General features: G+C 72.0%; 25 protein-coding genes. 18 read left to right on the forward strand and 7 right to left on the reverse strand.

The features are described 5' to 3' along the window. Window positions 1-33: 33 nt before the first annotated feature. Window positions 34-564: a GNAT family N-acetyltransferase gene (locus tag AC27IY_RS36050; protein WP_487180753.1), complete on the forward strand. Its 531-nt coding sequence runs from the start codon at window positions 34-36 to the stop codon at window positions 562-564. A gap of 196 nt (window positions 565-760) precedes the next feature. On the opposite strand, the gene AC27IY_RS36055 is transcribed toward AC27IY_RS36050, so the two are convergent. Continuing rightward, a complete protein-coding gene (locus AC27IY_RS36055) occupies window positions 761-1189 on the reverse strand; it encodes a PIN domain-containing protein (protein WP_143082465.1) in 429 nt (142 codons plus the stop codon). Further along, window positions 1182-1448 (reverse strand): hypothetical protein, encoded by a 267-nt coding sequence (locus AC27IY_RS36060; RefSeq protein ID WP_487180754.1) that lies wholly within the window; start codon window positions 1446-1448, stop codon window positions 1182-1184. The genes AC27IY_RS36055 and AC27IY_RS36060 overlap by 8 nt, the downstream gene beginning before the upstream one ends. Before the next feature lie 138 nt (window positions 1449-1586). Between AC27IY_RS36060 and AC27IY_RS36065 the strand changes: the two genes are divergently transcribed. The 3 genes from AC27IY_RS36065 (at window position 1587) to AC27IY_RS36075 (ending at window position 6167) form a co-directional block, all read left to right on the forward strand. After that, window positions 1587-1883 carry a DUF4193 domain-containing protein gene (locus AC27IY_RS36065; RefSeq protein WP_344207957.1) on the forward strand — a complete coding sequence of 99 codons (297 nt, stop codon included), beginning with the start codon at window positions 1587-1589 and terminating at the stop codon, window positions 1881-1883. 250 nt (window positions 1884-2133) lie between these two features. Then, on the forward strand, window positions 2134-2556 hold the full coding sequence (locus AC27IY_RS36070) for a hypothetical protein (RefSeq protein ID WP_423475949.1): 423 nt from the start codon (window positions 2134-2136) through the stop codon (window positions 2554-2556). Then, on the forward strand, window positions 2553-6167 hold the full coding sequence (locus AC27IY_RS36075; protein ID WP_487180755.1) for a tetratricopeptide repeat protein: 3615 nt from the start codon (window positions 2553-2555) through the stop codon (window positions 6165-6167). Before AC27IY_RS36070 ends, AC27IY_RS36075 begins: the two co-directional genes overlap by 4 nt. A gap of 38 nt (window positions 6168-6205) precedes the next feature. Here AC27IY_RS36075 and AC27IY_RS36080 read toward each other — a convergent pair whose 3' ends face one another. Next, window positions 6206-7732: an alpha/beta hydrolase gene (locus tag AC27IY_RS36080; RefSeq protein WP_423449892.1), complete on the reverse strand. Its 1527-nt coding sequence runs from the start codon at window positions 7730-7732 to the stop codon at window positions 6206-6208. A 108-nt stretch (window positions 7733-7840) separates the two neighbouring features. Between AC27IY_RS36080 and AC27IY_RS36085 the strand changes: the two genes are divergently transcribed. The 4 genes from AC27IY_RS36085 to AC27IY_RS36100 all read left to right on the forward strand — a co-directional run bounded on the left by AC27IY_RS36085 (window position 7841) and on the right by AC27IY_RS36100 (window position 10329). After that, entirely contained in the window at window positions 7841-8137 is a 297-nt protein-coding gene (locus tag AC27IY_RS36085; RefSeq protein ID WP_487180756.1) for a hypothetical protein, read from the forward strand. Window positions 8138-8383: 246 nt separating this feature from the next. After that, complete coding sequence (locus tag AC27IY_RS36090) at window positions 8384-8548, forward strand: hypothetical protein (protein WP_487180757.1); 165 nt, start codon at window positions 8384-8386, stop codon at window positions 8546-8548. A gap of 634 nt (window positions 8549-9182) precedes the next feature. Beyond that, window positions 9183-9518 carry a DUF4399 domain-containing protein gene (locus AC27IY_RS36095; RefSeq protein WP_423449899.1) on the forward strand — a complete coding sequence of 112 codons (336 nt, stop codon included), beginning with the start codon at window positions 9183-9185 and terminating at the stop codon, window positions 9516-9518. A 163-nt stretch (window positions 9519-9681) separates the two neighbouring features. Continuing rightward, window positions 9682-10329, forward strand: coding sequence for a hypothetical protein (locus AC27IY_RS36100; RefSeq protein WP_423449901.1), 648 nt, complete (start codon window positions 9682-9684; stop codon window positions 10327-10329). A 64-nt stretch (window positions 10330-10393) separates the two neighbouring features. On the opposite strand, the gene AC27IY_RS36105 is transcribed toward AC27IY_RS36100, so the two are convergent. Beyond that, window positions 10394-11047, reverse strand: coding sequence for a TetR/AcrR family transcriptional regulator (locus tag AC27IY_RS36105; RefSeq protein WP_487180758.1), 654 nt, complete (start codon window positions 11045-11047; stop codon window positions 10394-10396). A gap of 77 nt (window positions 11048-11124) precedes the next feature. Between AC27IY_RS36105 and AC27IY_RS36110 the strand changes: the two genes are divergently transcribed. The 8 genes from AC27IY_RS36110 (at window position 11125) to AC27IY_RS36145 (ending at window position 20555) form a co-directional block, all read left to right on the forward strand. Then, on the forward strand, window positions 11125-11826 hold the full coding sequence (locus AC27IY_RS36110) for an NAD(P)-dependent oxidoreductase (protein ID WP_449957104.1): 702 nt from the start codon (window positions 11125-11127) through the stop codon (window positions 11824-11826). Window positions 11827-11960: 134 nt separating this feature from the next. Beyond that, window positions 11961-13103, forward strand: a complete 1143-nt coding sequence (locus tag AC27IY_RS36115; protein WP_487180759.1) for an MFS transporter — start codon at window positions 11961-11963, stop codon at window positions 13101-13103. A gap of 44 nt (window positions 13104-13147) precedes the next feature. Continuing rightward, window positions 13148-14659: an ABC transporter substrate-binding protein gene (locus tag AC27IY_RS36120; RefSeq protein ID WP_423475943.1), complete on the forward strand. Its 1512-nt coding sequence runs from the start codon at window positions 13148-13150 to the stop codon at window positions 14657-14659. Further along, window positions 14656-15567 carry an ABC transporter permease gene (locus AC27IY_RS36125; RefSeq protein ID WP_423449908.1) on the forward strand — a complete coding sequence of 304 codons (912 nt, stop codon included), beginning with the start codon at window positions 14656-14658 and terminating at the stop codon, window positions 15565-15567. Before AC27IY_RS36120 ends, AC27IY_RS36125 begins: the two co-directional genes overlap by 4 nt. Then, window positions 15564-16319 carry an ABC transporter permease gene (locus tag AC27IY_RS36130; protein WP_487180760.1) on the forward strand — a complete coding sequence of 252 codons (756 nt, stop codon included), beginning with the start codon at window positions 15564-15566 and terminating at the stop codon, window positions 16317-16319. Before AC27IY_RS36125 ends, AC27IY_RS36130 begins: the two co-directional genes overlap by 4 nt. After that, window positions 16306-17706 (forward strand): ABC transporter ATP-binding protein, encoded by a 1401-nt coding sequence (locus tag AC27IY_RS36135; RefSeq protein WP_487180761.1) that lies wholly within the window; start codon window positions 16306-16308, stop codon window positions 17704-17706. The genes AC27IY_RS36130 and AC27IY_RS36135 overlap by 14 nt, the downstream gene beginning before the upstream one ends. A gap of 36 nt (window positions 17707-17742) precedes the next feature. Next, window positions 17743-19077, forward strand: a complete 1335-nt coding sequence (locus tag AC27IY_RS36140; RefSeq protein ID WP_487180762.1) for a lanthionine synthetase LanC family protein — start codon at window positions 17743-17745, stop codon at window positions 19075-19077. A gap of 32 nt (window positions 19078-19109) precedes the next feature. Then, window positions 19110-20555 carry an FAD/NAD(P)-binding protein gene (locus AC27IY_RS36145; protein ID WP_487180763.1) on the forward strand — a complete coding sequence of 482 codons (1446 nt, stop codon included), beginning with the start codon at window positions 19110-19112 and terminating at the stop codon, window positions 20553-20555. A gap of 80 nt (window positions 20556-20635) precedes the next feature. Here the strand turns inward: AC27IY_RS36145 and AC27IY_RS36150 are convergent, their stop codons facing one another. Next, entirely contained in the window at window positions 20636-21691 is a 1056-nt protein-coding gene (locus AC27IY_RS36150) for a saccharopine dehydrogenase NADP-binding domain-containing protein (protein WP_487180764.1), read from the reverse strand. A gap of 78 nt (window positions 21692-21769) precedes the next feature. On the opposite strand from AC27IY_RS36150, the gene AC27IY_RS36155 reads away from it, so the two are divergent. Then, window positions 21770-22360 carry a TetR/AcrR family transcriptional regulator gene (locus tag AC27IY_RS36155; RefSeq protein WP_423449918.1) on the forward strand — a complete coding sequence of 197 codons (591 nt, stop codon included), beginning with the start codon at window positions 21770-21772 and terminating at the stop codon, window positions 22358-22360. A 126-nt stretch (window positions 22361-22486) separates the two neighbouring features. Next, window positions 22487-23029, forward strand: coding sequence for a dihydrofolate reductase family protein (locus tag AC27IY_RS36160; protein WP_487180765.1), 543 nt, complete (start codon window positions 22487-22489; stop codon window positions 23027-23029). Between the two features lie 317 nt (window positions 23030-23346). On the opposite strand, the gene AC27IY_RS36165 is transcribed toward AC27IY_RS36160, so the two are convergent. After that, window positions 23347-24495, reverse strand: a complete 1149-nt coding sequence (locus AC27IY_RS36165) for an ROK family protein (RefSeq protein WP_487180766.1) — start codon at window positions 24493-24495, stop codon at window positions 23347-23349. A gap of 48 nt (window positions 24496-24543) precedes the next feature. Further along, on the reverse strand, window positions 24544-26037 hold the full coding sequence (locus tag AC27IY_RS36170; protein WP_487180767.1) for a glycoside hydrolase family 36 protein: 1494 nt from the start codon (window positions 26035-26037) through the stop codon (window positions 24544-24546). Window positions 26038-26056 lie beyond the last annotated feature (19 nt).

Genomic DNA, 26056 nt, shown 5'->3' on the forward strand with positions numbered 1-26056 from the left:
GATTTTCACGTACGGGATTGTTAGGCTGCGCGCATGTCAGATTCAGGGCAGGTGCCTTGGCCGCCTGGGCTGATCCGGACCGAGCGGCTCCTGCTCCGTGAGCCCGAGGCGCGGGACCGTACGACGTTCATCGAACTGCTCGCCTCGCCGGAGGTGCACGCCTACCTCGGCGGTCCCCGTCCGCGTGACGAGCTTGAGCGGGAGATGCCCGAGGTGCCCGAGCGACGGCCCGGGAGTTTCGTCGTCGAGCTCGACGGGGCGATGATCGGCCAGGTCCTGCTGAGGAGAGCGACCGGGCACCGTCGCCCGGCCGCCGTGGGGAAGGCCGACCTCGGTTACCTGTTCCTGCCCGAGGTGTGGGGGCGAGGATACGCCGCCGAGGCGTGCGCGGCGGCACTCGGCTGGTTCGACGGCGTCCTTCCCGGCGAGCCGGTGGTGCTCACCACCCAGAGCGCCAACGTCGGCTCGATGCGCCTCGCGGCGAAGCTGGGGTTCACCGAGGTCGAGCGGTTCCATGCCTGGGGCGCCGAGCAGTGGCTCGGCCTGCGGCCCCCGGCCACGTGATGAAGACGAGGACGTGCCGGCCGCGGCTTCCTCCTCTCCGCCCCGTCGGTCAGCCGCCGCCCGCTCTGCTGAACTCCTCGATCAGCCCCGGGTACTGCTCCCCGCCGTGGCCTGGAACTCGTACGGTTCCACACGGTCGTGGGATGCCCGGCCTTCAGGAACGCGCCGGCGTCGTCGGAGGACACGCCTTCCGGCCTCACTCGCCGGGGTCGGCGATCTCGATGAAGTAGAGCGGATCGTCCAGGCCGGCGGCGGTCCGCTCCCATCGGGAGCGATCGAGCGTGAGGATCGGGCAGGTCGCCATGAGGGCCAGCGCCGCGACGTGCGCGTCCCACGGGTCCACGCCCGTCCGCTGGATCATCTGGGCGAGCAGGGCCGCCTGTTCGACGCCGTCGAGCGCCGCCACCTGGACGTGCTCGAACGCGGTCAGACCGGACAACAGCGCGCTCGCCTCCTCCCCGGGGGCGTCCAGCAGCGCCCCGGCGGCCGTCAGCGCCGAGATGACCAGGGGCTGGCCGATCCGGTCGTAGTCCAGGACGAGCCCGATGAGGTCGGCGTCGCCCCGCGCGATCTCCGCCAGGACGCCGGCGTCGAGGATGTACGGCGCCGGCACGTGGTCACTCACCCGCGGCCACCTCGAAGCCCGCCGCCCGGCTCTGAGCCTCGATGTGCCGCCTCATGCGCTCCACCCGTGCCGGGTCGGCGTGCGTCGCGCGCTCGCGGAGCTTGGCCAGCGCGTGCTGGTCACGCTGCCGCTTGATCGCCATGGCCTCGTTGAAGGCCGCCGACACCGACTCCGCCTTGCCCGCCTGGACGAGCTGCTCGGCGTACCCGGCCAGGTGGGGGTCCACGGTGATGGTGATCCGCTTCTTGACCTCGCTCATACCCGGATCATACTTCCTCGGCGGTCCCGCGAAGGATCTGATTTTTCTCCCGCCCGAAGAGGACTATTTCCCCGTATTTGGGCACAAGACCGGCGGCCACCGGCCAGCAGGCACGAGATGAGGAGACGGATGAACGCCATGGTGACCGACTACGACAGCCCGCGCAAGATCGACGACGCCGGGCAGGAGGGCTACGCGGACACTCTGACCCGCCGCCCCGACCTCGCGTCCGCCGCCATCGACGTCGACGAGACCGAGCTGGCCGAGTCGCTCGAGCTGCCCGGCGCCGACCTGTCGGGCGAGGAGCTGGCGGTGCGGGTGATCCCGCCCCAGCCCGACGAGTTCACCTGCTCGCACTGCTTCCTCGTACGGCACCGCAGCCAGCGCGTCTCGGAGCTGAGCGGTCAGCAGATCTGCCTGGAGTGCGCCGCCTGAACCGGTGGCCGGCGGCATATGAGGCCGTGAAACCGAGGGTCCGCCGCGATGTGCTCGTCGCCGCTCCCCGGGCGCGCCCGCGTCTCGGGGAGCAGGACCGGCCCTGCGTGGCGTAACTGATCAAGATGCCCAGGTGACCGCTCCGGGCGTGGTGGCTGCGCGGTGCGTCTGTCATCCGGGCCTTGGATGGTAAATAACGTCTTCGTCGCTTTCGGCCCTGCTTGCGTTGGTCCGGGCGCACTCTAGAGGCATGTCCAAGACAGGCGAGAGTTCCGGACGCGGGTCGATTTCGCGGGTGCGGCGCGGGGTGGGCATCGCGGCCCTGGTGGTGATGGCCGCGTTGCTGGTGGTCGGGCTGGTGGGCTTCTTCGCCGACCCGCTGCAGCTGCCGCCGGAGGTCTTGGGGGTCCTCGATCAGCGGGCCAGCGTGGTGAGCATGTTCATCGGGGCAGCCGGGCTGGTGATCGCGGCCGCAGCGCTGCGGCTGCAGCTGCGAACTGATCGCGGGCAGGCCACCGCCGAGCCGCCGGTGCAGCTTCCCCCGGCAGCGGGCACGCAGACGCAGCTGAACATGCCGGCCACGGGCGGGACCGTGAACGCGGTCCAGGGCGGCACCCTGAACATCCACAATCCCGCCGCCCCTGCCGGTGGTGGGCAGGAGCCGTCGCCGTGACCGAGCCGCCGTCCTCGGCGAGCGGTGTCCCCAAGGTGCAGGTGAATGCGCCGGCTGCGGGCGGGGTCGTCAACGCGGTCCAGGACGGGGTGCTGAACGTCTACCAGTGGAAACCCGCCTACCGCATCGAGGACTTCCCCGCGGAACCCCGGCCGGTGCGTCCGGCCCGGGTGCGGGCGCAGCCGTCCCTGCTGTTGCGGGCCGGATCGCGGGTGGTGCCCTTCACCGGCCGGCGGGAGGATCTGCGCAAGCTGGCCGGCTGGCGTGATGACGAGGACGCGCCCGGATTGGGGGTGCGGCTGTTGCACGGGCCGGGCGGCCAGGGCAAGACCCGGCTGGCCGCCCGGTTCGCCGAGCTGTCGCGCCAGGCCGGATGGCGGGTGTGGCAGGCGAGCACCAACCCGCCGGGCGCAGGACGGACCGGTGCCATCGCCGAGGTGGGGGAGCACGGGCCGGGGCTGCTGCTCGTGGTGGACTATGCCGAGCGCTGGCCGGTGCCGGCCCTGTACGAGCTGCTGCAAGAACCGGTCCTGCGCGCGGGCCGGGTACGGGTGCTGCTGCTGGCCCGCCCGGCCGGGGTGTGGTGGGACAGCATCGCCGCCTGGGCCGAACGGGTGCTGGACGTCGAAGCCGACGCCCAGGCGTTGCCGCCGCTGGTCGCCGAGCCCGCGATGCGGCACCGGCTGTTCGCCGAAGCGCGCGACCACTTCGCCGCCCAGCTCGCCCTTCCCGCCGAGCAGGCGGCGACGATCGCGCCGCCCGCCGGTCTGACCGACGACGCCGAGTACGCCCAGGTGCTGACCGTGCACATCGCGGCGCTGGCCGCGGTCGACGCCCACCGCCACGGTGAGGAGGAACCCGGCGACCCGGCCCGTGCCTCGGCCTATCTGCTGCGCCGCGAACGCGAGCACTGGGCCGAGCTGCACCGCCGCCTGCCTGAGCCCCTGGTCAGCGACCCGGTCACCATGGGCAGGGCGGTCTTCGCCGCGACGTTCACCCGGCCGCTGGCCCGCCCCGACGCCCGCCAGGCGCTACGGCACACCGATCTGGCCGAGACCGTCGAGCGCGCGAACACCCTGCTCGACGACCACGCCTACTGCTATCCGCCCGCCCAGGCGGGCACGGTGCTGGAGCCGCTGTACCCGGACCGGCTCGCCGAAGACTTCGCCGCCCTGGCGATCCCCGACCCCGCCGTGGCCGGGCCCGCTGCTGACGACTGGGCCGGCCACGCCCTGTCCGGCTTGCTCGCCGCCCCGGCCGGGCAAGCCGACCAGAGGCAGGTGCCGCCGTGGATCCGTCCGGCCCTGACCATGCTGATCGAGACCGCTCGCCGATGGCCACACGTCGCCGCCACGCAGCTGTACCCGCTGCTCGCCGCCCGGCCCGAGTTGATGCTGTACGCCGGCGGCGCGGCCCTGGCCCGTCTGGCCGGCCTGCCCGGCATCGACCCCGCCCTGTTGCAGCACATCGAAGCTCACCTGCCGGTCGGCCGGCACATCGATTTGGACATCGGCATGGCCGCGCTGTCCACCCGGCTGACCGCGCACCGCCTGGCCACCACCACCGACCCAGCCGAGCACGCCCAACTCCACGCCGGCCATGCCCTGCGCCTGACCAACGCCGGTCAACATCGAGCCGCCTTGGAGGCCAGCCAACAGGCCGTCACCCTGTATGGGGAATTGGCCGGGCTCAACCGTGACGCTCACCTGCCCAACCTGGCGATGTCGCTGAACGATCACGCCCTCCGGCTGGCGGAGGTGGGGCGGCGGGCCGAAGCCCTCGAGGTGTCTGAGCAGGCCGTCGCCCTGTACGGGGAGTTGTCCGGGCTCAACCGTGACGCTCACCTGCCCAATCTGACCATCTCACTGAACAACCACGCGATCCGGCTGGCGGAGGTGGGGCGGCGGGCCGAAGCCGCCGAGATGTCCGAGCAGGCCGTCGCCCTGCATGGGGAACTGGCCGAGCTCAGCCAGGACACCTACCTGCCCGACCGGGCGATGTCGCTGAACAATCACGCCCTCCGGCTGGCGGAGGTGGGCCGGCGGGCCGAAGCCCTCGAGGTGTCCGAGCAGGCCGTCGCCCTGCGCCGGAAACTGGCCGGGCTCAACCGCGACGCTCACCTGCCCGACCTGGCGGTGTCGCTGACCAATCACGCCCTCCTGCTGGCGGAGGTGGGCCGGCGGGGCGAAGCCGTCGAGGTGTCCGAGCAGGCCGTCGCTCTGTACGGGGAGCTGACCGGGCTCAACCGCGACGCCTACCTGCCCGACCTGGCCGGCTCGTTGAACAATCACGCCAACCGGCTGGCGGAGGTGGGGCGGCGGGCCGAAGCCGTCGAGGTCTCCGAGCAGGCCGTCGCCCTGCGCTGGGAGCTGACCGGGCTCAACCGTGACGCTTACCTGCCTGCCCTGGCCGGCTCGTTGAACAATCACGCCCTCCGGCTGGCGGAGGTGGGCCGGCGAGCCGAAGCCCTCGAGGTGTCCGAGCAGGCCGCGACCTTTTATAGGGAGTTGGCCGGGCTCAACCGCGACGCTTACCTGCCTGCCCTGGCTACGTCGTTGAACAATCACGCCAACCGGCTGGCGGAGGTGGGGCGGCGAACCGGGGCCGTCGAGGTGTCCGAGCAGGCCGTCGCCCTGTACGGGGAGTTGGCCGGGCTCAACCGCGACGCCTATCTGCCTGCCCTGGCTACGTCGTTGAACAATCACGCCAACCGGCTGGCGGAGGTGGGGCGGCGAACCGGGGCCGTCGAGGTCTCCGAGCAGGCCGTCGCCCTGCGCTGGGAGTTGGCCGGGCTCAACCGCGACGCTTACCTGCCCGACCTGGCCGGCTCGCTGAGCAATCACGCCAACCGGCTGGCGGAGGTGGGTCGGCGGGCCGAGGCAGCCGAGGTCTCCGAGCAGGCCGCGACCTTTTATAGGGAGTTGGCCGGGTTCAACTGGGACGCTTACCTGCCTGAGCTGGCTACGTCGCTGAACAATCACGCCCTCCGGCTGGCGGAGGTGGGGCGGGGGGCCGAGGCCGTCGAGATGTCCGAGGAGGCTGTCGCCCTGCGCCGCCAGCTGGCGGCGCTCAACTGGGACGCCTACCTGCCCGACCTGGCGATGTCGCTGAACAATCACGCCGCCCTGCTGATGGAGGTGGGGCGGGGGGCCGAGGCCGTCGAGATGTCCGAGGAGGCTGTCGCCCTGCGCCGCCAGCTGGCCGGGCTCAACTGGGACGCCTATCTGCCCGACCTGGCGATGTCGCTGAACAATCACGCCGCCCTGCTGGCGGAGGTGGGGCGGGTGGCTGAGGCCGTCGAGATCTCCCAGCAGGCCGTCACCCTGCGCCGCCAGCTGGTCGAACTCAACCGCGACGCCTACCTGCCTGACTACGTACAGAGTCTTGTCGTCCGCGGATGGACGCTGAGCGAGGCGCAACAGCACGGCGACGCTGTCACGCCCCTCGCCGAGGCGTTGGCCGTCGGCCAGGAGCTACCGGAGTTCGCACGAGAGATTCTCGACAACGCCGTCGCGGTCCTGCGCGAGGCACACCAGAGAAGTCCCGCAGAAGTCGACGCGGCCTTCGAGGCTCGCACGGGCCGGACCTTCACCAAGTGGATCAGCGAGTAGCCCCGCCGGTCATCCGACCGGCGGGGCGAGCTCCCGGATCAGGACGCCCAGTGGGCCTGGTCAGTCGGCCACGTCCGTTGCGTCTGCTTCTTGAGCAGGCTCTCCTCGGGCGTGCCCACCGCGCACCGGGTGCCGCGCGGCGGCACGGTCAGCGCGATCAGGTACTGGTCGATGATGTCGTCCTGGCACTTGTCCTTGCCGTAGATGCGGTGCCCCCAGCCCTCGTACGTGAGCAGCACCGCCTTCGGCCCGAGCTGCCGGGCCGCGTTCGCGGACCAGATGTACGGGGTGGCAGGGTCGTGCAGCGAGTTGCCGAGCAGGATCGGCGCCTCGCCGGTGTACCGCAGCTGGTGCGGCGGGTTGGTCGGCGTCGAGTTGAGACAGATCGGCAGGTCGTCGATCGGGTACGGGTGGTACCGCGTGTCCGGCGCCAGCACGTTGGACGCGCGCATGAGGGCGGCGTACTCGCTGTAGTTGCGCACCTTGAGGTTGTAGTCCTGGCACAGGATGCGCGTCGGCAGCTCGGCCACGTCCCCCTCCACCGGCCCCCGGCCGGGCAGCGGCGGCACCCACGACGGCTCCGCGCCGCCGCTCAGCCAGTCGATGACCTCGCTGAGCGTACGCCAGTCGGGGCCCTCGGTGCCGAGCGCGGCGTTGTAGATGACCTGCAGCTCCGTCATCTTCGTGCCGGTGCTCGGGTAGACGAGCTCGCCGCGCCGCGCCTTGGCCAGCAGGTCCTTCCACAGCTTGCGTACGTCACGCCCGTGCAGGACACAGCTCTCGTCGGCCTCGCACCAGCCGACGAACTGGTCGAAGGCGTCCTCGACGGCCAGCGCCTCGGTGGCGAGGAAGCCCGCGACGCCGAGGCTGTGGTCCATGTTGCTGTCCAGCGCCAGGGCGCGGACCCGGTTCGGGAACAGCTCGGCGTACATCTGTCCGATGAGCGTCCCGTACGAGATGCCGTAGTAGCTCAGCTTCTCCTCGCCGAGCGCGGCGCGGAGGGCGTCCATGTCCCTGGCCACGTTGCGCGAGTCGACGTGGTCGTAGAGCGGGCCGGTACGCGCGCGGCAGTCGGCGTGCAGCTTCTTGGTGAAGGCGTTCCAGGCGTCGAAGTCGGCCTGGCTGGACATCACCGTGTGCGGCATCTGGTTGTACACCGAGGCCGAGCAGATCACCGGGTGGCTGCGGCCGACGCCGCGCGGGTCGAACCCGACGATGTCGAACCGCTTCTGCAGCTCCTGGGTGTAGGAGTCGGGGGCGCCGTACACGGCTTCCACACCGGAACCGCCGGGGCCGCCCGGGTTGATGACCAGCGACCCGATCCGGGCGGCGGGGTCGGTGGCCTTGCGGCGGGCCAGGGCCAGGTCGATGGTCGGGCCGTCGGGCTTCGACCAGTCGATCGGCACGGTCAGCTTGCCGCACTCGGCGCTGGGCTCCTCCTCACAGGGCGCCCAGGCGATGCCGCCCTGCCCGGTGGCCGCCGCGGCGGCGGCGGCCGGCGGGGCGGGGAGGAAGGCGGTTAACGCCAGGACGGCGGTGGCGAGCAGGGTCGTTCTCTTCCGCAAAACGCTCCGATCCTCTGTTGACAGGGACTGACCCGTACGCGCAAGTCGGACGAGTCAATTGCTGATCATGGAGCATGCGGCGGCATTTTTGGCCGGAAATCGACAAGTTTGTCACCCGGTCGCGGTCTGGAACCAGCGCTCCTCCTCCGCGGCCTGCCGATCGTAGGCGGAGCGGGCGGCTTCTCGCTCGGGCTGGTGCTCGGGGGCCTGCCGGCCGTGCCGCTGATCCCCGCCACCCCGGAGGAACGGCCCCGCGACCGGCGCGTGGACGTGCTCGGCGCGCTCACCGTGACCGCCGCCATCATGCTGCTGGTGCTCGGCGTCGAGCGGGCCGCCCACGCGGACGCCGACTGGACCGCCGCCACGATCGCCGCGGGACTCGCCCTCGTCGCCTGTTCGTCGTGATCAAGCGCAGATCCGCCGCGCCGCTCCTGCGGCTGGGCATCCTGCGCTCCGGGCGCTGGTACGGGCGAACCTGGCTGGCCTGCTGTTCGCCGGCGCCTTCTTCGGCTTCCAGTTCATCGCGGTCCTCTACCAGCAGGAGCTGCGGGGCTGGAGCTCGCTGCAGACGAGCCTCACCCAACGCGAAGGTCATCGTGGCGGGGCTGCTGCTGGCCGCGCTGTCCTACGTCCTACACCGTCTATCTCGCCATGTTCCCCACCATGATCATCCTCGGGGTGGCGTTCTCCCTCGCGTACGAGCCGCTGACCATCGTCGCGACCGATGGCGTGGGGGAGAGAGTTCAGCAGGGGGTGGCGACCACGGCGGGCGTCACCACGGGGGACGGCATGCTCGCGGGTATCGCGCCGCGCTGACCGTGCCCATCGCCGCCGCGACCCTGGCCGCCGCCATCAACGCCTCCGGCCGGTTCAGAACACACAGTGATCTACATCGTAAAGGCGCGGAACGGCCGACCTCAACAGGGTGGACCGACCTCCTATAGGGCGGCCAGGGCCAAAGGTCCCGTGTCGGTCCGCACCTTCATCCCAACTCACTATGATCATATTGCTACTTATCGTGCGGGAGGGTGTCCTCCACACGAACCGATCACACAGTAGACATCATGCGTTCCGCTGCATTCACCACCATAGTCACCATGTCAGCGCTCGATGGGGCTCTGCCCGTTGTGCAGGACCGTGCTGGCCCACTGGTCCGTGTTGGCGGCGCCCGTTAACCTCGCATGACTGTCATGACATCACTCTTAATAGTTTGCCTCATATGGATGTTGTGATTCAGCAATCCCACGAGTTATCGCCGTTTCATCGGGGAGATGGGGCCATTTTCCCAGAAATGTAGAAATCATGCGCACCGGGTGCGACACGAACAAGAGCCGGACTTCGAAATGGCACTGAACCTGGTGTTTCGTTAGCCTGCAACCCGCACCGACTTTGCGAGAATTCGGCTGTCGAGGCCGGTGAACCGCGCCGGCCCCCATAGACGGGAGCGTTCATGAGCGGCAATGTCTACTTCCTCGAGCCGGCCGACGGAGCCGGGCTGCAGAACCCGATCCACCTCAAGTTCGCCGTCGATGGTGACCTTGAAGTCCGGCCAGCCGGCGACAACACGCCCAATACCGGCCATTTCTGTCTGATCATCGACGGCCGTCCCATTCCCAGAGGAAACGTCGTTCCCGTCAGCGAACGCTCGATTCACTTCACCAAGGGACAGTCTGAGGGTGACATTCGCCTCAACCCGGGCATGCACACCCTGACCCTGCAGTTCACTGACGGCGCGCACCGCTCGTACGGTCCCGAACTCTCCCAGACGATAACCGTCAACGTCTGACCCAAGCCGGGGTCTCCTCCGTGACAGCGTGTTACTCTCGCCGAGTCGCCGGGCTGGAGCCCGTAGAGACGGCTGTGCCCCGGGCTGCTTGCGAGCAGAGGCAATCCCGGGGCTTATGTCGTCCACGGTAGCACGCGGTGTCCGGCCGAGGGAGGCAAGGTCTGTGGATCAGCAGGAGGCTCGGCATCTGTACGGGGTGCTGACCCAGGCCAGGCTGCCCGAGTACGAGGCGTTCTGCGGGGGTGACACCGTGGCCGCGCTGCGGCTGTTCTGCTGGAACACCGAGGTCGCGGCGGCCTTCTACGGCCCCCTGCAGCACCTCGAACTCGCCTTGCGCAGCGTGCTCGACCAGCGCATGTCCCACCTGTTCGAGCGTGAGGACTGGTGGGATCACCCGCGGGCGGACCTGCACTACGGCGCCCAGGCGAAGATCAGGGAGGCCGTCCACCAGCTGGGCCGGCAGGGGCTGCGGTCCACGCCGCCGGAAGTGGTCGCCGAATTACCGTTCGGGTTCTGGGTGAGTCTGGTCGGGCGCGGCAACAACTACGACCAGCGGCTGTGGCGGGCCTCCCTGTACCGGGCGTTCCCCGGCTATCGCGGAGGGCGGCACGCGCTCCATCGGCGGCTGGACTTTCTGCGGGTGCTGCGCAACAAGATCGCTCATCATGCCCCCATCCACCATCGCCATCTGGAGGCCGACCATGAGGCGATCATCATGATGCTCGGCTGCATCGATGAGCCCTTGGCCCGACTGGTGGCCCGTTACAGCCCGGTGCCCGCCGTGGTGGCCCTGCGGCCGAGCCTGGGCTGAGCACGCCCTCGGCCGCGCCGGCCGGGAAGGCGGGTCGCCGGCGGCTCACCTGCGAACCGTCGCCTCAGTGGGCAGCGAAGCGATCGGAGCCGCGGTGCAGCAGCTCCCGGGCCAGCGCCTCGGCCCACCAGCGCTCGACGCGATCGGGTGACCAGCCGCGTTCGTCGGTGAGCGTGCGGTAGACGTCCACGTTGCACAGGCCGGCGTAGATGTCCACCGCCGTCGCCACGTCCAGGCTCTCGTGCAACACGCCGGCCGGCCACGCGGAGAACACCGCCAAGCGGGTCTGGTCGGCCTTGCGGCGGCCGTCGCGGTAGACCGCGGCCAGTTCCGGCTCGGCGCGTCCGGCCTCGCGCAGCAGCATGATGACGTCGCCGGCGCGTTCGTACAGGCGCCGGTCGAAACCGGCCATCGCTGCCAGCTGTCGTCGGGGGTCGCCGGCCGCGGCCTCCAGTTCGGCGAGTTGCCAGGCCGGGTCGCCGGACAGGTCGGCGGCGTCGGCGAGCGCCTGGGTGAGACCGTTCTTGTTGCCGTACACGGCATAGACCGTCGGCGCGGAGACCCCGGCCTCCCGCGCCACGTCGCGCACGGTGGTGGCGGCCCAGCCGCGGCTGACGAAGAGCCGGCGCGCGGCGTCGGCGATCTCGGCGCGCGTCTGCAGTGCTTGTGCCGTCCTGCGTATCGAGTCGTACGGACGCCGTTCCACCTCTGCTCCCATGCCTTGCACCTTAGCGACCTTGGTGCTTTACACTGCTTATATTGGATATAAAGCGCGTAAAACAGAGAGGCAGGCACATGAAACTCGTGATCTTCGGGGCCAATGGCCCGACCGGACGGCTCACCACCGAGCAGGCGCTCGCCGAGGGCCACACCGTCACCGCGGTCACCCGGCACCCCGAGTCCTTCCCCCTGAGTGGCGCGGCGCTGCGGGTGGCCCGGGCGGACGCGCTCGACCCCGAGGCGGTGGACCGGGTGGTGGCCGGGCATGACGCCGTGATCTCGACACTCGGCGTGCCCTACGGCTCCGAGGCGCCCACCACGTTCTCCGAGTCCGCCAGGCACATCGTCGCGGCCATGACCGCGCACGGCATCCGGCGCCTGGTGTGCGTGACCTCGACCGGCGTGCCGATGAAGCCTCCGCCCGGGGAGACCCTGCTCTACCGCACGGTGGTCGTGCCGATGCTGCTCAAGATGGGACGCCCGCTGTACGAGGACGCCGGCCGCATGGAGGAGATCGTGGCCGGCAGCGGCCTGGACTGGACCGTCATCCGCCCCTCGGGGTTGTTCGACGGCGACCGGGTCACCGGCTACACCGTCGGCGCGCCACAGATGGTGGGCCGGTTCACCTCCCGGCGCGACCTGGCGGACGCGCTCATCCGGGAGGCCGTCGAGGGACGCAACCTCCGCTCCGTCGTGGAGGTCATCACCACCGAGGGCACGCCGAGCGTGTACCGCGTGTTTCTGAAGGAGGCGCTGCGCGTCGGCGGGAAGCACTAGCTCCGCCGGCCGCATGTCGGGATTGCCATGCCATGACAGAAATGGTAATCATTTCCACGACATGAGGCCAGAGGAGAGGGCAGGGCACATCCGTTGATGAGCGAAAGCGGGCACCGGGTGGCGGTGCGGGCGGCGTGAGAGAGCTCTCCTGGCCCGTACGGTTGCTGCTGGTCAACCAGTTCGGCGTCAACACCGGCTTCTACCTGCTGGTTCCTTACCTGGCCGGCCACCTCACCCAGGATCTGGGCCTGTCGGCCGCGGTCACCGGCGTCGTCCTGGGGGTGCGTAACCTCAGCCAGCAGGGCCTGTTCCTGATCGGCGGCTCGGCCTCCGACCGGCTGGGCGCGCGTCGCGTGATCATCGCGGGGTGCGCGCTGCGCGCCGTCGGGTTCGGGCTGTTCGCGTTCGGCGTCACGCTGCCGCTGCTGCTGGCGGCGGCCGTGCTCAGCGGGCTGGCCGGCGCGCTGTTCAACCCGGCGGTCCGCGCGTACATCGCGGTGGCCGCGCCCGACAAGGCCAGGGCGTTCGCGCTGTTCAACGTGTACGCCCAGGCGGGGGCGCTGTGCGGGCCGGTGCTCGGCGGCGTGCTGCTGCTGGTCGGTTTCCGCGCCGCCGCGGTCGCCGCCGCCGTGATCTTCGTGGTGCTGACCGTCGCGCAGGCGTGCGTCCTGCCGGCGCGCGAGGTGACGCCGAGCGGCTCGTCCGTGCTCGGCGACTGGCGGCGCTGCCTGGCCGACCGCCGCTTCCTCGCCTTCACCCTGTCCCTCAGCGGCATGTACGCCCTGCAGAACCAGCTCTACCTGGTCCTGCCGCTCGCCGCCGAGCGGGCGACGGGCACGGCGGGCTCGGTGGCGCTGCTGTTCCTCGTGTCCACCGTGGCGACCCTGGCGCTCCAGGTGCGGATCACCGCGTGGCTGGGGTCGGCGGTGAGCCGGGACCGCGCGATGGCGTGGGGCCTGGCCGTGATGGGCGCGGGCTTCCTCGTTCCCGCGCTGCTCCCGGGCATCGTCCCCGTGCTGGTCGCGGCGCTGGCGCTGGCTCTCGGCCTGATGATGGCCCAGCCGTTCGTGTACGAGCGCATCGGCGCCTTCGGCGGCGATGCGCTGACCGGCACCTACTTCGGCGTCTTCTACCTGGTCTCGGGGATCGTCGCCGCGGCCAGCACCGCGTTGATCGGCTGGGCGGGCACGGCCGGGTTCGTCGTGTGCGCGGCGATCGGCCTGGCCTGCGCGGCCGCCGTCCTGACCCTGGAACGCCGCGCGGCTGTGCCCGCCTGAACTTCCCCGACCCGTACGAGACCGATCCGCGAAGGACCCCCAAAATGCGTGACCATCTCAGCCGCCGCGGCTTCCTCGCGGCGACCGCCGGAGCCGCCCTGCTCGCCGGATGCGGCACGGGCGGCGCGCCCTCCACCGGCGGGGGCAGGCTGCGTGCCGTGTTCGCCGGCGGCGGCGCCACCGAGGTGCTCGACCCGCACCTGGCCAACCTGTTCAACGAGGCCGCACGTGCCAAGGCCCTGTACGACAAGCTCGCCGATCTCGGCTCGGACGTCTCACCCCAGCCCCGCCTGGCCGAGAGCTGGGAGCCGGACGCCGGCTTCACCCGCTGGCGCGTCACCCTGCGGCAGGCGACCTTCCACGACGGCCGCCCGGTACGCCCCCAGGACGTCCTGGCCAGCTACGCGAGGATCACCGACCCGGGCAAGACGTTCCGGGCCAAGTCCAGCCTCGCCCTCATCGACCTGCGGAGCAGCCGGGCCGTCGGCGACCGGGTCGTCGAGTTCGGGCTCAGGCGGCCGTTCGCCGAGTTCCCGAACGTGCTGGCCGCCTTCGGCGCGTACATCGTCCCGGAGGGGACCACGGACTTCAGCAGGCCGGTGGGGTCCGGGCCGTTCTCCTTCGTGTCGTGGAAGCCGGGCAGCTCGGTGCTGCTCAAGCGCTACCCGGACTACTGGGAGGGCGCGCCGTCGATCGAGGAGCTGGAGTTCCTCATCGCCAACGAGGAGTCCGCGCGGGTGAACGCGCTGCTCGGCGGCCAGGTCCACTACGCCCACGACCTCTCCCCGGCCTCCGCCCGCCAGCACGCGGGACGCCTCACGATCGTCCGCGCGCCGGGCAGCTCGATGAACGCGTTCGCGATGAAGGTGGACCGCGCGCCGTTCGACGATCCGGGCCTGCGGGAGGCGATGTTCCTGCTCACCGACCGGCGGCAGCTCGTCGACACCGTCATGCCCGGCGCCGGGCAGATCGGCAACGACCTGTTCGGCAAGGGCTACCTGCACTACGCCGACAGCATCCCCCAGCGCGCGTTCGACCTCGACCGGGCCAGGGCGCTGATCAGGAAGGCGGGCGCGGACGGGCTGCCGGTCGAGCTGACGACCTCCACGGCCGCGGCCGGCTTCGTCGAGGCGGCCACGGTCTTCGCCGACCAGCTGCGCGCCGCCGGGCTGAAGGCCACCATCGTGAGCGGCGACAAGGACACGTACTGGTCGGACATCCTCACCAAGGGCTCCATCGTCAGCTTCCGCTCGGGCGCGATGCCGATCGAGACCCACATCGCGCAGCGGCTGCTGTCCACCTCGACCACGAACGCCACCAAATGGGCCAGGCCGGAGTTCGACGCCCTCTACCGCGAGGCCGTCTCCGCGCCGTCCGCGGCCGACCGGGAGGCCGCCTATCTGGGCATGCAGCGGATGCTGCACGCCGAGGGCGGGCTGCTGGTGTGGGGGTTCGCCGACTGGATCGTCGCCACTTCGCCCGGCGTGACCGGCGTGCTCCCCGCGCCCGCCAACACCCTGGACTGGGCCAGGTTCGACAAGGTGCGACTGGCGTGAACCTGGCCCGTTACGCCGCCCGTCGCCTGGCCGTCGGCGTCGTTCAGGTCACCGGGGTCGCCTGCCTGGTGTTCCTGATGGCGGAGTCCCTCCCCGGCGACGCCGCGGTGGTGCTGGCGGGCGACCAGCCCGATCCGGAGAGGATCGCGGCCATCCGCGCCGCCCTCGGCCTGGACCGTCCCCTCGCCGAACGTCTCACCTCCTGGGCCCAGGCCCTGGCGCGCGGCGACCTCGGCGTCTCGCTCGTCTCCGGCCGTCCGGTCACCGGGATCGTCCTGGACGCGCTGGCCCCCACCGCCGTACTGGCCGGACTCACCGTGCTGCTCCTGGTGCCCCTCGCGGTCGGTCTCGGGGTCGCCGCCGCCCGGCGCGAGGGCGGCGGGTTCGACCGGGCGCTGACCACGGTGAGCGCCGCGCTCTACGCGGTGCCGGAGTTCGCGCTGGCCATCGTGCTGGTGGCGGTCTTCGGCGTGGTGCTGGCGTGGCTGCCGCCGACCGGGCTCGGCGGGCTCACCGCCGCCGCGCTGGTGCTGCCGGTGTCGGTGCTGCTGGTCCGGCCCGTCTGCTCCACCGGGCGGCTGGTCCGCTCGGCGATGATCGACGTGCTGGCCTCGCCGTACGTGCGGCACGCCCGCCGCCTGGGGCTCAACGGGTTCGCGCACGCGCTGCCCAACGCGCTCGCGCCGGTCGTGCAGCACCTGGCCCGTACCGTCGACTGGCTGCTCGGCGGGGTGATCGTGGTCGAGGCCGTGTTCGTGATCCCCGGGCTGGGCCGTACGCTCGCCGACGCGGTCGGTCACCGTGACCTTCCCGTCCTGCAGGGGTTGGCGTTGCTGTTCGCGGTCACCACCGTCCTGGTGAACCTGGTCGCCGACGTCGTCTCGTTCCGGCTGGCGCCGCGCGCATGAGGTATCTGCTGCTCGCCGTGCCGCTGGTCGTGGCCTTCGCGGGGCCGCTGGTCCCGTACGAGGTGGCGCGTTCCGCCTCCTTCGCGGACGTGGGGCTGCTCGGCACGGACTTCGCCGGGCGCGACGTCTGGCACCAGGTGCTGCTGGGTGGGCGGGCCCTGGTCATGACCGCTGTCCTGGCCACCGCCGGCGCGTATCTACTGGGCACGCTGTGGGGGCTGGCCGCGGCGAGCGCGCCCAGGGCGCTCGACGAGATCATGATGCGGCCGCTCGACCTGCTGATGGCGGTGCCGTCCCTGCTGCTGCTCCTGGTGGTGGCCGCGCTGGCTCCTGACGGCGTGCTCGTCTGGATCGTCATGCTGGTGCACCTGCCCGACATCGCCCGTCTGGTCCGCGCGTGCGCCCTGGAGGCGGGCAGCCGTCCGGCCGTGGAGGCCATGCGGCTGCAGGGCGAGGGCTGGTGGCGGATCACCGTCGGGTTCGTCGCCCGGTCCCTGGCCCGCGTGCTCGCCACCGACGCGGGCGCCCGGCTGACCGGCTCGCTCTATCTCATCGCCGCCGCGAGCTTCCTCGGCGTCGCGGGGCCGCCGGACGCGAGCGACTGGGCGGTGATGGTGGACCGCAACCGGGGCGGGCTCTTCCTCAACCCGTGGGCCGTGCTCGCCCCCGCCCTGATGATCGTCATGCTCGCCGTCGGGCTGAACCTCACCGTGGACCGCGTACTGAACAGGGCCCCTCATGCTGCACGTTGACGATCTGACGGTCGCCGTACCCGGGCGGACCCTGGTGGACGGGGTCGGTTTCACGTTGCCCGCCGCTCGGACGCTGGCCCTGGTCGGCGCGTCCGGCAGCGGCAAGACCACCACCGCGCTCGCCCTGCTCGGCGAACACCCGCCCGGCGCCCGCGTGACCGGCCGCGTCACCGTGGCCGGACGCCGCATCGCCGCCGGTCAGCCTCCGCCGCCGGGAACCGTCGGATTCATCCCGCAGCATCCCGCGAGCGTGCTCAACCCGGTGCTGCGCATCGGCACCGTGCTCCGCCAGATTGCGGCGCGCCACGGCACCGCCGTGCCGGAGGCTCTGTCCAAGGCGCGCCTTCCCGGCGACCGGGACTTCCTGCGGCGCTTCCCGCACCAGCTGTCCGGCGGGCAGCAACAGCGGCTCGTCCTCGCCCACGTCCTGCTGGCCGGCCCGTCCGTGATCGTCGCCGACGAGCCCACCACCGGCCAGGACGCCGTCACCCGGGCCGAGGTCGCCGCCGAGCTGTCCGGGCTCGGCGTCGCCGTCGTCCTGCTCAGCCACGACCTCGAACTGGTGCGGGAACTGGCCGACCAGGTGGTCGTGCTGAAGGACGGCCGCGTCGTCGAGTCGGGCCCCACGGTCCTCGACCGCCCGCGTACCGCGTACGCCAGGGCTCTCGTCACCGCGCGCCCCCGTGAGCCGGAGTCCCGTGCGGAACCGGTCGCCCTCCTGGAGATCGAGGACCTCGGCGCCGGGATCCTGCGCGAGGTGACCCTCGACGTGGCGCGCGGCGAACGGCTGGCCGTGGTCGGCCGCTCGGGCAGCGGCAAGACGACGCTGGCCCGCTGCGTGGCCGGGCTGCGCCCGTGGTCCTCCGGCGTCATCCGCCTGGCCGGCCGTCCGCTGCCCCGGCGGCGCGGCCGTGCCGACCTGGCCCGCGTCCAGTACGTCTTCCAGAACGCCCTGGCCTCGTTCGACCCCTACCGCGCTGTCGTGGATCAGGTCGCCAGGACCGCCGTACGCCTGCGCGGCCTGCCCGTGCCCGCCGCCCGGGAGGAGGCCGTCGAGACCCTCGCCGCGCTCGGGCTGGACCCCGGCGCCGGCCGGCGACGGCCGCACGCGCTGTCCGGCGGCGAGCTCCAGCGCGCCGCCCTGGCCCGCGCGCTGCTCGGCCGCCCCGACGTGCTGATCTGCGACGAGATCACCTCCGGCCTCGACCCCGTCACCGAGGCCGAGGTGTTCGACCTGCTGACCGCCCTCGACGTGACCCTGATCGTCATCAGTCACGACCTGCCCTTGGCCGCGCGGATCGCCGACCGGGTAGCGGTCCTGCACGACGGCCGGCTGGTCGAGCACGGCCCTGCCGGGCAAAATTCCCTACCAAACCTACGGAAATAGTCTGCATTTGTCCGGAAGGTGTGCCATAGTCCCGGCATGAGCTTGGACGAGATCCGCCCCATGAGCGCCCGTGCTCACTCTCCCATGACGGCCGCCATCTCGACCGCGCGCTGGATCAGGTCCGCCGCCGTGGACGACGAGCACGGCAGGCACTGGCGGGCCAACCCGGACCGGCACGGCAGGCCGGCGCTGCGGCCGCGGCCCCGGTCCCTGTACTCGGGCGCGGCCGGGGTGGTGCTGTTCTTCCTGGAGCTGGCCGCCGCCACCGGGCAGGAGGCGTACCTGGAGGACGCGCGGGAGGGCGCACGGTGGCTGGCGGCCACCTGGCGGCGGGAGGACGACCTGACGCTGCACCACGGGCTGACCGGCACGATGATCGCGCTGATGGAGGCCGGCTGGGCGCTCGGGGACGACCGGCTCGACGCCGAGGCGGCGGCCATCGCCGACCTGGTCGTCGCGAGCGGGCACGCCCGGGTGGACGGCTTCGGCTGGACGTTCGACCCCGCCCAGCTCGGCGACGGGGGCATCGTGCTGGGGCTGCTGCGCGCGGCCGCCCGGTTCGGCGAGCCCGCGTACGAGGAGGCGGCCGTCAGCGCGGGCCTGCGCATCGCCGGACTGCCCGTGCCCGGCCGCCGGCACGGGGGCCTGGACGGGCTGCCCTCCGACGCGGTCGCCCCCGGTTTCCTGACCGGTTCGGCGGGGATCGCCTTCCTCATGGCCCGCCTGTACGGGGTGACCGGGGACGAGCGTTTCCTCCGCGCCGCCCGCAGCGGGGCCGGTTTCGTGCGCGAGGTGAGCGTGACGGGCGGCGACCGGGCGCTGGTCCCGCACCACGTGCCGTGCTCCGGGGAGCTGTACTACGCGGGGTTCTGCTCGGGTGCGGCCGGGGTGGCCAGGATGTTCTACGAGCTGTACCGGGTGACCGGCGACCCCGAGGACCTGGACTGGGTGGAGCGGCTGGCCCGCGGCGTGGTCGACAGCTCCGCCCCGCCGCGCCGTACGCCGGGCTACTGGAACTCGGCCTGCCAGTGCTGCGGCACGGCCGGGCTGGTGGAGCTGTTCGTGGGGTTGTGGGCGGTCACGGGGCGGTCCTCCTGCCTGGAGTTCGCCCGCACCCTCGCGGCCGACCTGGTCGCCAGGGCCGACGATCACGACGGACGCGGTTACCGCTGGTACCAGGCCTACCGCCGGGTGCGGCCCGGCGAGGTGAGCGCGGACACCGGCTACATGGTCGGCGCGGCCGGCATCGGGGCGGCCCTGCTGCACCTGGACGCGGCCGGGCAGCCGGACCGGGCGCGCCGGGTGCTGCTCCTGCCGGACAACCCGTTCCCCGCACTTCCATTTCCATGTATATCCAGTAGGGATAGTTGACTATAGGGGGAGTGGCGGGTAGCGTCGTGATCATGAGCCACGCGGTGGGCAGGATCGTGGTGATCGGCGCGGGACCGGCCGGGACGTGCGTCGTGGACAGGATCTGCGCCGGGGCCCCGCAGCCGGGCGGCGGGCGGACGGTGGAGGTCCACGTGGTGGACCCCGCCGCGCCCGAGTGCGAATCGCCGTACGGCGTCCAGGTGCACGTCCATCGCGACCGGGCGATCGGGCTCACCGAGTCGGCGGGCCGGCAGCTCGTACGCCTGCTGGACGGCCGGACCCTGGAGGCGGACGCCGTGGTGCTGGCCCAGGGCCGCCCCGGGTCAGGGGAGCATGACGTCGCCGCCCGGGACGGGCTGCTCCACCTGCCCGGCGGCCCCGGCCACGACCTGGAGAACGTCCCCGCGGGGGAGCCGGTGCTCGTGCGCGGCGCGGGACGGGCGTTCACCGACCTGCTGGCGCCGCTCACCGTCGGGCGCGGCGGCCGCTTCACCCGGGGGCGCCAGGGCGAGCCGGTCTACCTGCCCGGCGGGTTCGAACCCCTCCTGTACGTGGGCTCGCGGCGCGGCGTGCCGCACCACGCCCGTCCCGGATACGAGCCGGCCGGGGAGGCGCGGGCGCGGCGGTTCCCGTACGAGGGCGACGAGCGGCAGGCGACGGCCAAGGAGCTGGCGTACGCCTACTACCGGGAGCTGTTCACCGCCCACCCGTCCCGTACGAGAACGACGTGGGCGGCGTTCGAGCCCGCCTTCGTCCGCGCCGAGCCGGGCGGCAGGGAGATGCGCGCGCTGGTGACCAGGTCCGTGCCGCGTTTCGCCGACCGGCTGCACCTGGACCGGCTCGCCCGCCCGCTGCGCGGCATGCGCTTCGGCGACCTCGCCGGGCTGCAACGGTGGATGCACGGCTATCTCGCGGCCGACCTGGAACGGCGGGCCGACCCCGCCTTCAGCCCCGACCTGGCGCTGATCCGCGCGCTGCGGGACGCGCGCCCCCGCATGGCCGGCGATCCGTGGTTCGAGGACCTGTTCGGCCTGCTGGCCGACGGCCCGTCCCTGGCCCGCCAGGCCGAGCTGCACGCCCTGGCCAGGGCGGGGATCGTCACGTTCATCGGGGCCGAGCCGCGCATCGAGCAGGACGAGGACGGCTGGCGGGCGAGCGGCCCCACCGTTCCCGGCCTGACGCGGGCCCGGACGCTCATCGAGGCGCGGCGGCTGCCGTCCGGGCCGGACGGCTGCGCCGACCCGTTGCTCGCCGGCCTGTACGCCCGGGGCGAGGCCCGTCACGCGGCCGGCCTCCTGGACGTACGCCTCCCCGACGGCCGGCTGATCACCGGGGAGGGCTCCGTCCACGAACGCCGCTTCGCCCTGGGCTCCCTGACCGGTGCCGGTGGGTTCGCGACGCTGCTGCGCCGGGCCGACGCGGTGGCACGGGCCGTGCTCTCCCAGGTCTCCGAGGCCCTGGTGCACGCGGCGGCCTGACCAGAGCCCGGACGACGCAGCCGACGTGATCGCGGAGACCCTTCTCGCCGCGTGGCTCCACTAGGTGTCCGGCATCTCCGTCAGAGTTTCCTCCCCTGCTCACGGGACGCCTGCATCCGAGGGGGAGACGCTGGTCCGCCGTGCGCGTCGGTGAAGGTGGCGCCGATCTCCGCCAGCCGTTCGGCCGCGTAGCCGGGGTCGATCAACGCCTCGGGGGTGTGGAGACCGGGCTGCACGGGGGTGCCGCGCAGGCCGAGCAGCCGCTCGACGCCGAGGGCGACGCCGAGCGCCGTCAGGGGGCGCTGCCCCTCCGGGTGGAGGAGGTAGTGGCTCGTCCTGAGGGGTGCGCCGGTGCGATCCACGCCTTCGAGGTCGATTCTGACCTCCGCGGACGCGGGCCCGCCGTGCCGTCTGCCTGCCGATTCGCCGATCGCGAAGGCGACGCGGACGTTGGCCGCGCCTGTCGCTACGGCCAGGCTCGGTACGTCGAGGATGGGGACGAGCTGGCCGGGCAGCACGGTGCCGTCGACGCTGGTGACCTCCACCTGCGCGTCGGGGCCGCTGAGCCAGTCGAAGACGCCGTCGCGGCGGACGGGTGCCGCCGAAGCGGCGGCCAGCAGGCGTGCGACGTCAGCCACGGCCGCGGGCCCGCCGCCGTCCTGTTCGTCCAGCACGCCGGTGACCTCGATGGTGTCGAGCCGGTCGAACTGCCTGGCGAGGGCGAGCGTGGCGAGGACGACGGTTCCCGCGTACCAGTGGCTGGCCAGCAGGATCGGCGCAGCGCCGGCTCGCTGGCCGGCGGCGGCGACCTCGGGTCCGATGTCGTTGAGGCCGTTGGAGATGCTGACGTACGGCAGGCCGTGGTCTTGTGCGTAACGCAGTCCGTTCAGGTGGCTGTCCCACAGCGCTGCCACGACCGCGGAGTAGCCGTCGGTCTGCTGGAGGCCGAGGCCGTCCCGACGCACGTCGATGGTCACGGCGGTCGCGCCGCCGAGCTCGTCGGCGACCCGCCTGGCGCGGCCGAGATCGCGGGCCGCGATCGTCAACGGCAGCTCCGGGTGCCACCGGCGCAGGAGGGCCGCGGTCTCCGCGCCCACCTCGCCGGACCCGCCCAGGATCAGTACGGAGTGCTCCACAGTGATGTCCTCTCTCTAACCTACATTCTGTAAGTTACATTTTGTAGCTTACGATGGGAGGTAACGCAAGGGAGGACGATGACCACGGGATCGACGCGCCTGTCCAGGCCGGCCAGACGGGAGCAACTGCTCGACACCGCCATGACGATCGTGCGCGCTCACGGCACCGACAGCCTCACGCTGCTCAGCCTGGCGGAGGCCGCCGGAGTGAGCAGGCCGATCGTCTACGACCACTTCGGCACCCGCCCCGGCCTGCTGATCGCGCTCTACCGGCGGCTCGACGAGCGGCACCGGGCCGCCCTGGAGGAGGCCCTGCGCGACGCCCCGGCCGTCCCCCGCGAGATCGCCCGCGTCCTGAGCGCCGCCTACTTCGCCTGCGCCACCGACATGCCGGAGTGGACCGCCATCTCGGCCGCGCTGAAGGGCAACCAGGAGATGGAGGCAATCGAGCGCGAGTTGCTCGACGGCTTCACGGACCTGATGGCCACCGCCCTGCGGCCGTACTCCGGGCTCACCCAGGAAGCCCTCCGGCTGCGCTGCGTCGGCGCGCTGGGCGCAGCGGAGGCGATCGCCGCGGAGCTCAACCGGGGGCGGGCCGTCGTCGCCGATGCCGTCGCGGCGCTGACCGACCTGATCCTCGGCGGCATCGACGCCGGAGCCCGGGACTGACACTGACGCGCCGCAGATCCTGTTGCATGCTTGTTTTGACAAAGCGTGGTTGTAAAAGAAAAGCTTGCTGCTCGTTCGGCCACTCGGCCACTCGGCCGGTCCGCCTGGCTGTCGAAGGAGCTCCCCATGCCTGCCCGCAAGATCACCGCTGGCCTGTTCGTCGCGCTGGACGGGGTCGTGGAGGCGCCGGAGACCTGGCACTTCCCCTATCTGAACGAGGAGATGAGCGCGGCGGTCGGCCAAATGTACGCCGAGGCCGACACGTTGCTGCTGGGCCGCGTCACCTACGAGACGTTCGCCGCCGTCTGGCCGTACCAGACCGGGGAACTGGCCGGAGCGATCAACGGCATCCGCAAGCTCGTCGCCTCCACCACCCTCACGACGGTCGCATGGAGCAACGCGGCCCTCATCGAGGGCGACGTCGTCGCCGCGGTGAAGGAGCTCAAGGGGCAGCCGGGCGGCACCGTCACCCTGGCGGGCAGCATCAGCCTGGTCCGCGCGCTCCTGCAGGCCGGGCTCCTGGACGAGCTGCGTCTGCTGATCCACCCGCTCGTGGTCGGCACCGGGGAGCGCTTGTTCCCTGAGGGCACCGCCCCCGTGCCACTGAAGCTCACCCGGTCGGCCACCTTCACCACGGGCGTGCTCGACCTGACCTACCAGCCCGCCTGACCCACCCCCTGATCAGAACGGAAGACCCCGATGAACGACGTCCGGACCGGGACGCTGCAGGTTCCCGGCGCATGCCTGCACTACGAGGTCAGGGCATCGGGCCCGTGCTGCTGATGATCCCCGGCGCGCGCCCGCCGCCGGCGCGGCGAGGCGGAAGTTCGTCGTCACCGTCCAAGGAGAGACTGGAACGCCCCGCGATGCCCGACCCCGCCCGGATGCCGCCCGAGGCGCTGGAGATGATGGGCCGCATCCAGCGGAACCTCGACCGCCTGACCCCGCAGCCAGGCATGCGGACGCTGATAAGGGGGGTGATCCGCTCAGGCGTGGAGGGTGGGCAGCCCGTCGGTGAACACCCGTGCGTCGACCTGGTCCAGGGCGACGCGCAGCGCGCCGAGTGCGACGCTGTCGGCGCCGAGGACGGAGGCCCGGATCTCGGGGACGCGCAGGCAGAGGCGGCTGAGCTCCCGTTCGAAGGGCTCGATGAGCAGGTCGGCGGAGCGGGAGTAGCCGCCGCCGAGGATGACGACCTGCGGGTCGAGCGTGAGCACGAGGGCCGCGGCGCCCACGGCCAGGTCCTTGACGTAGCGGCGCAGCGCCTGGCGGGCGTGGCGGTCGCCCTCGCGGGCGCGTTCGAAGACCCAGGCGGCCTTGTCGTTGGGGTGGATGCCCTCGGGCACCCCCGGGCAGTTGTCGATGTGGGAGGGCGCCGCGAGCCAGCGGACCGCCTTGAGCGCGCCGATCTCGCCGGCCGCTCCTCCGTAGCCGCGCCGCAGGGTGCCGTCGAGGATGAGGCCGGCGCCGGTGCGCATGCCCGCGAGCAGGTAGACGATGTCGTCGGCGTCCTGGGCGGCGCCTTTCCAGCGTTCGGCGACGGCGGCGAGCTTGCAGTCGTTCTCGACCAGGATCGGGCAGGTGAAGCGGGCCGACAGGTGCTCGGCGGGCGAGACGCTCGCCCAGCCGGGCAGCGGGGTGAACAGCGTGGTGCGGCCGGTGGCGTCGACCGGGCCGGTCACGCCGACCGTGACCGCCCAGATCTGATCGGGCCGCATCCCCGCGTCCGACAGGCACTGGGTGATGGCGGTGTCGAGGGCCTGGAGCCGCGCGGCGGGGTCGGCGTCCGGCTCGACCGGGAGCCGGTGGCTGTGCAGCACCTGCCCTTCGAGGTCGGCGAGCAGGACGAGGATCTTGTGGCCGCCGACGTCGACGCCGAGCACGTGCCCGGCGCCGGCGTTGAAGCGGTAGCGGCGGGCGGGGCGGCCGACGCTGCTGCCGTCGGGCTCGACGACCTGCACCCATCCGTCGGTGACCAGCCCGCGGACCACGACGTCGGTGCCGGGCCGGGACAAACCGGTTCGGTGGGCGAGCTCGGTGACGGTCACGGGTGGCTGGCCGCGCATCGCCCGCAGGATGCCGAGCGAGTTGATCTCGCGCAGTCTGCTGACGTCCGCCCCGGCCGCCTCCGGCACCCCTGCACCCCCGATTATGCTTCGTTTCAGCGAAATTCTAGCGCTTCGTCAGGAGATCGGATACTGCTGCCCCGGCCCCAGCGCGGGCGCGAAGTCCACGGTACGGCCGTCGATGACGAAACTGTAGCGGCCCGTACGGACGATCTCCGGCTGCTCGGCCAGGTAGGCCGTCAGGTGCGCGAGCTCGTCGGCGCTCAGCCAGGAGGGCGGGTCGGAGACCGCCTTGAAGCCGCAGATCGTGGCCAGGTCCCGCAGCCAGCCCATCTGCGTCTCGGTGAGCAGGTTGAGCCGGCTGCGGAAGTACACGATGTCCGGGTCGACCTGGAGCAGGGGTGACTGCCACAGCCGGTGCAGCGTGTTGACCAGGGCGTTGTAGGCCATGGCGTCCGAGGGGTCGTCGGTGGCGTAGTTGGTCCACAGCGGGGCGACGTCCGGGCCGCTGCGCAGCCCGTCGGCCAGGCCGAGCGAGGGCAGCAGCGGGGCGCCGCTGCCGAGCAGGTAGACCTCCGGGCCCGCGACGCGCCGGATCAGGGCGAGCGCGTCCCGGTAGGCCCGCTCGCGGGGCGCGCCGGAGTGCCGGACGCCGGGGACCGCTCCCGCGTTGACGAAGTCGAGCTTGAGGTAGGTGAAGCCCCACTCGTGCACGACCCGGTGGATCAGCTCGGTGAGGTGGTCCTGTACGGCGGGGTGGGTGAGGTCCAGGGCCCAGTAGGAGGTGCCCCAGTTGTGTCCCGCGACGACCGGCTGCCCGTCGCCGTCGCGCAGCAGGAACTCGGGGTGCTCGCGGGCGGTCCGCGACGTGGGCAGCACGATGAACGGGGCCAGCCACAGGCCCGCCCTCATCCCGGCGGCGGCGATGCGGTCGGTCAGGGCGCGCATGCCGGAGGGGAACTTGTCGTTGGGCTCCCAGTCCCCGACGGCCACCTCCCAGCCGTCGTCGATCTGGGCCACGTCGTACGGCAGGCCCGCCAGCGCGGCGAGATCCTTGTTCAGCACCTGCTCGCTGACGCCCTCGTAGTAGGCGTACCAGGTGCACCAGACGTTGCCGGCCTGCCGGTCGCTGCTGCCGAGCCGTGCCGCGAGCTGGTCGGTGTAGCGGGCGAAGACCTCCTGTTCGGGGCCGTAGGCCAGGAACCAGGGGGCGCCGTCGTCCTCATACCAGCCGGCCAGGGTGTCGAGGTCGGCGGACAGACGGGGGGTGCCCAGCCCGAGCGAGCCCAGCAGCAGCACCTGCCCGTCGTCGCCCTGCAGCGCGGCCACGGCCGAGGAGTGGTGGCGGGCGGGGTCGTCCCAGATCGTGTCGTCCGCGGTCAGCCGCCGCCGCGGGTCGGCGATCCGCAACGGGGGCTCGCTGAGGCGGCGCCACCCGCACGGGCTCCAGGAGTTCTGGCCATGCCGGTAGAACAGGGCGTCGGCGAGACCGTGCAGGATCGCGACCCGCCCGGACGGCAGGACGAGACCGCCGGCGACGGGCGTGGGGGGCTCGGAACTGGTGAGCTCGATCGCGAATTCACGACCGGCCAGGTCGACGAGCAGGGGCATGGTTCTCCTTCGAGCAGCA

The organism is Nonomuraea sp. B208, from assembly GCF_057536035.1.

What these genes read in the sequence shown, in the direction of transcription:
- AC27IY_RS36090 (WP_487180757.1), top strand. Translation starts at nt 8,384, where the DNA reads ATGTTCCCCACCATGATCATCCTCGGGGTGGCGTTCTCCCTCGCGTAC.
- AC27IY_RS36140 (WP_487180762.1), top strand. Translation starts at nt 17,743, where the DNA reads ATGAGCTTGGACGAGATCCGCCCCATGAGCGCCCGTGCTCACTCTCCC.
- AC27IY_RS36065 (WP_344207957.1), top strand. Translation starts at nt 1,587, where the DNA reads ATGGTGACCGACTACGACAGCCCGCGCAAGATCGACGACGCCGGGCAG.
- AC27IY_RS36060 (WP_487180754.1), bottom strand. Translation starts at nt 1,448, where the DNA reads ATGAGCGAGGTCAAGAAGCGGATCACCATCACCGTGGACCCCCACCTG.
- AC27IY_RS36095 (WP_423449899.1), top strand. Translation starts at nt 9,183, where the DNA reads ATGAGCGGCAATGTCTACTTCCTCGAGCCGGCCGACGGAGCCGGGCTG.
- AC27IY_RS36145 (WP_487180763.1), top strand. Translation starts at nt 19,110, where the DNA reads ATGAGCCACGCGGTGGGCAGGATCGTGGTGATCGGCGCGGGACCGGCC.
- AC27IY_RS36110 (WP_449957104.1), top strand. Translation starts at nt 11,125, where the DNA reads ATGAAACTCGTGATCTTCGGGGCCAATGGCCCGACCGGACGGCTCACC.
- AC27IY_RS36155 (WP_423449918.1), top strand. Translation starts at nt 21,770, where the DNA reads ATGACCACGGGATCGACGCGCCTGTCCAGGCCGGCCAGACGGGAGCAA.
- AC27IY_RS36130 (WP_487180760.1), top strand. Translation starts at nt 15,564, where the DNA reads ATGAGGTATCTGCTGCTCGCCGTGCCGCTGGTCGTGGCCTTCGCGGGG.
- AC27IY_RS36105 (WP_487180758.1), bottom strand. Translation starts at nt 11,047, where the DNA reads ATGGGAGCAGAGGTGGAACGGCGTCCGTACGACTCGATACGCAGGACG.
- AC27IY_RS36050 (WP_487180753.1), top strand. Translation starts at nt 34, where the DNA reads ATGTCAGATTCAGGGCAGGTGCCTTGGCCGCCTGGGCTGATCCGGACC.
- AC27IY_RS36135 (WP_487180761.1), top strand. Translation starts at nt 16,306, where the DNA reads ATGCTGCACGTTGACGATCTGACGGTCGCCGTACCCGGGCGGACCCTG.
- AC27IY_RS36170 (WP_487180767.1), bottom strand. Translation starts at nt 26,037, where the DNA reads ATGCCCCTGCTCGTCGACCTGGCCGGTCGTGAATTCGCGATCGAGCTC.
- AC27IY_RS36160 (WP_487180765.1), top strand. Translation starts at nt 22,487, where the DNA reads ATGCCTGCCCGCAAGATCACCGCTGGCCTGTTCGTCGCGCTGGACGGG.
- AC27IY_RS36070 (WP_423475949.1), top strand. Translation starts at nt 2,134, where the DNA reads ATGTCCAAGACAGGCGAGAGTTCCGGACGCGGGTCGATTTCGCGGGTG.
- AC27IY_RS36120 (WP_423475943.1), top strand. Translation starts at nt 13,148, where the DNA reads ATGCGTGACCATCTCAGCCGCCGCGGCTTCCTCGCGGCGACCGCCGGA.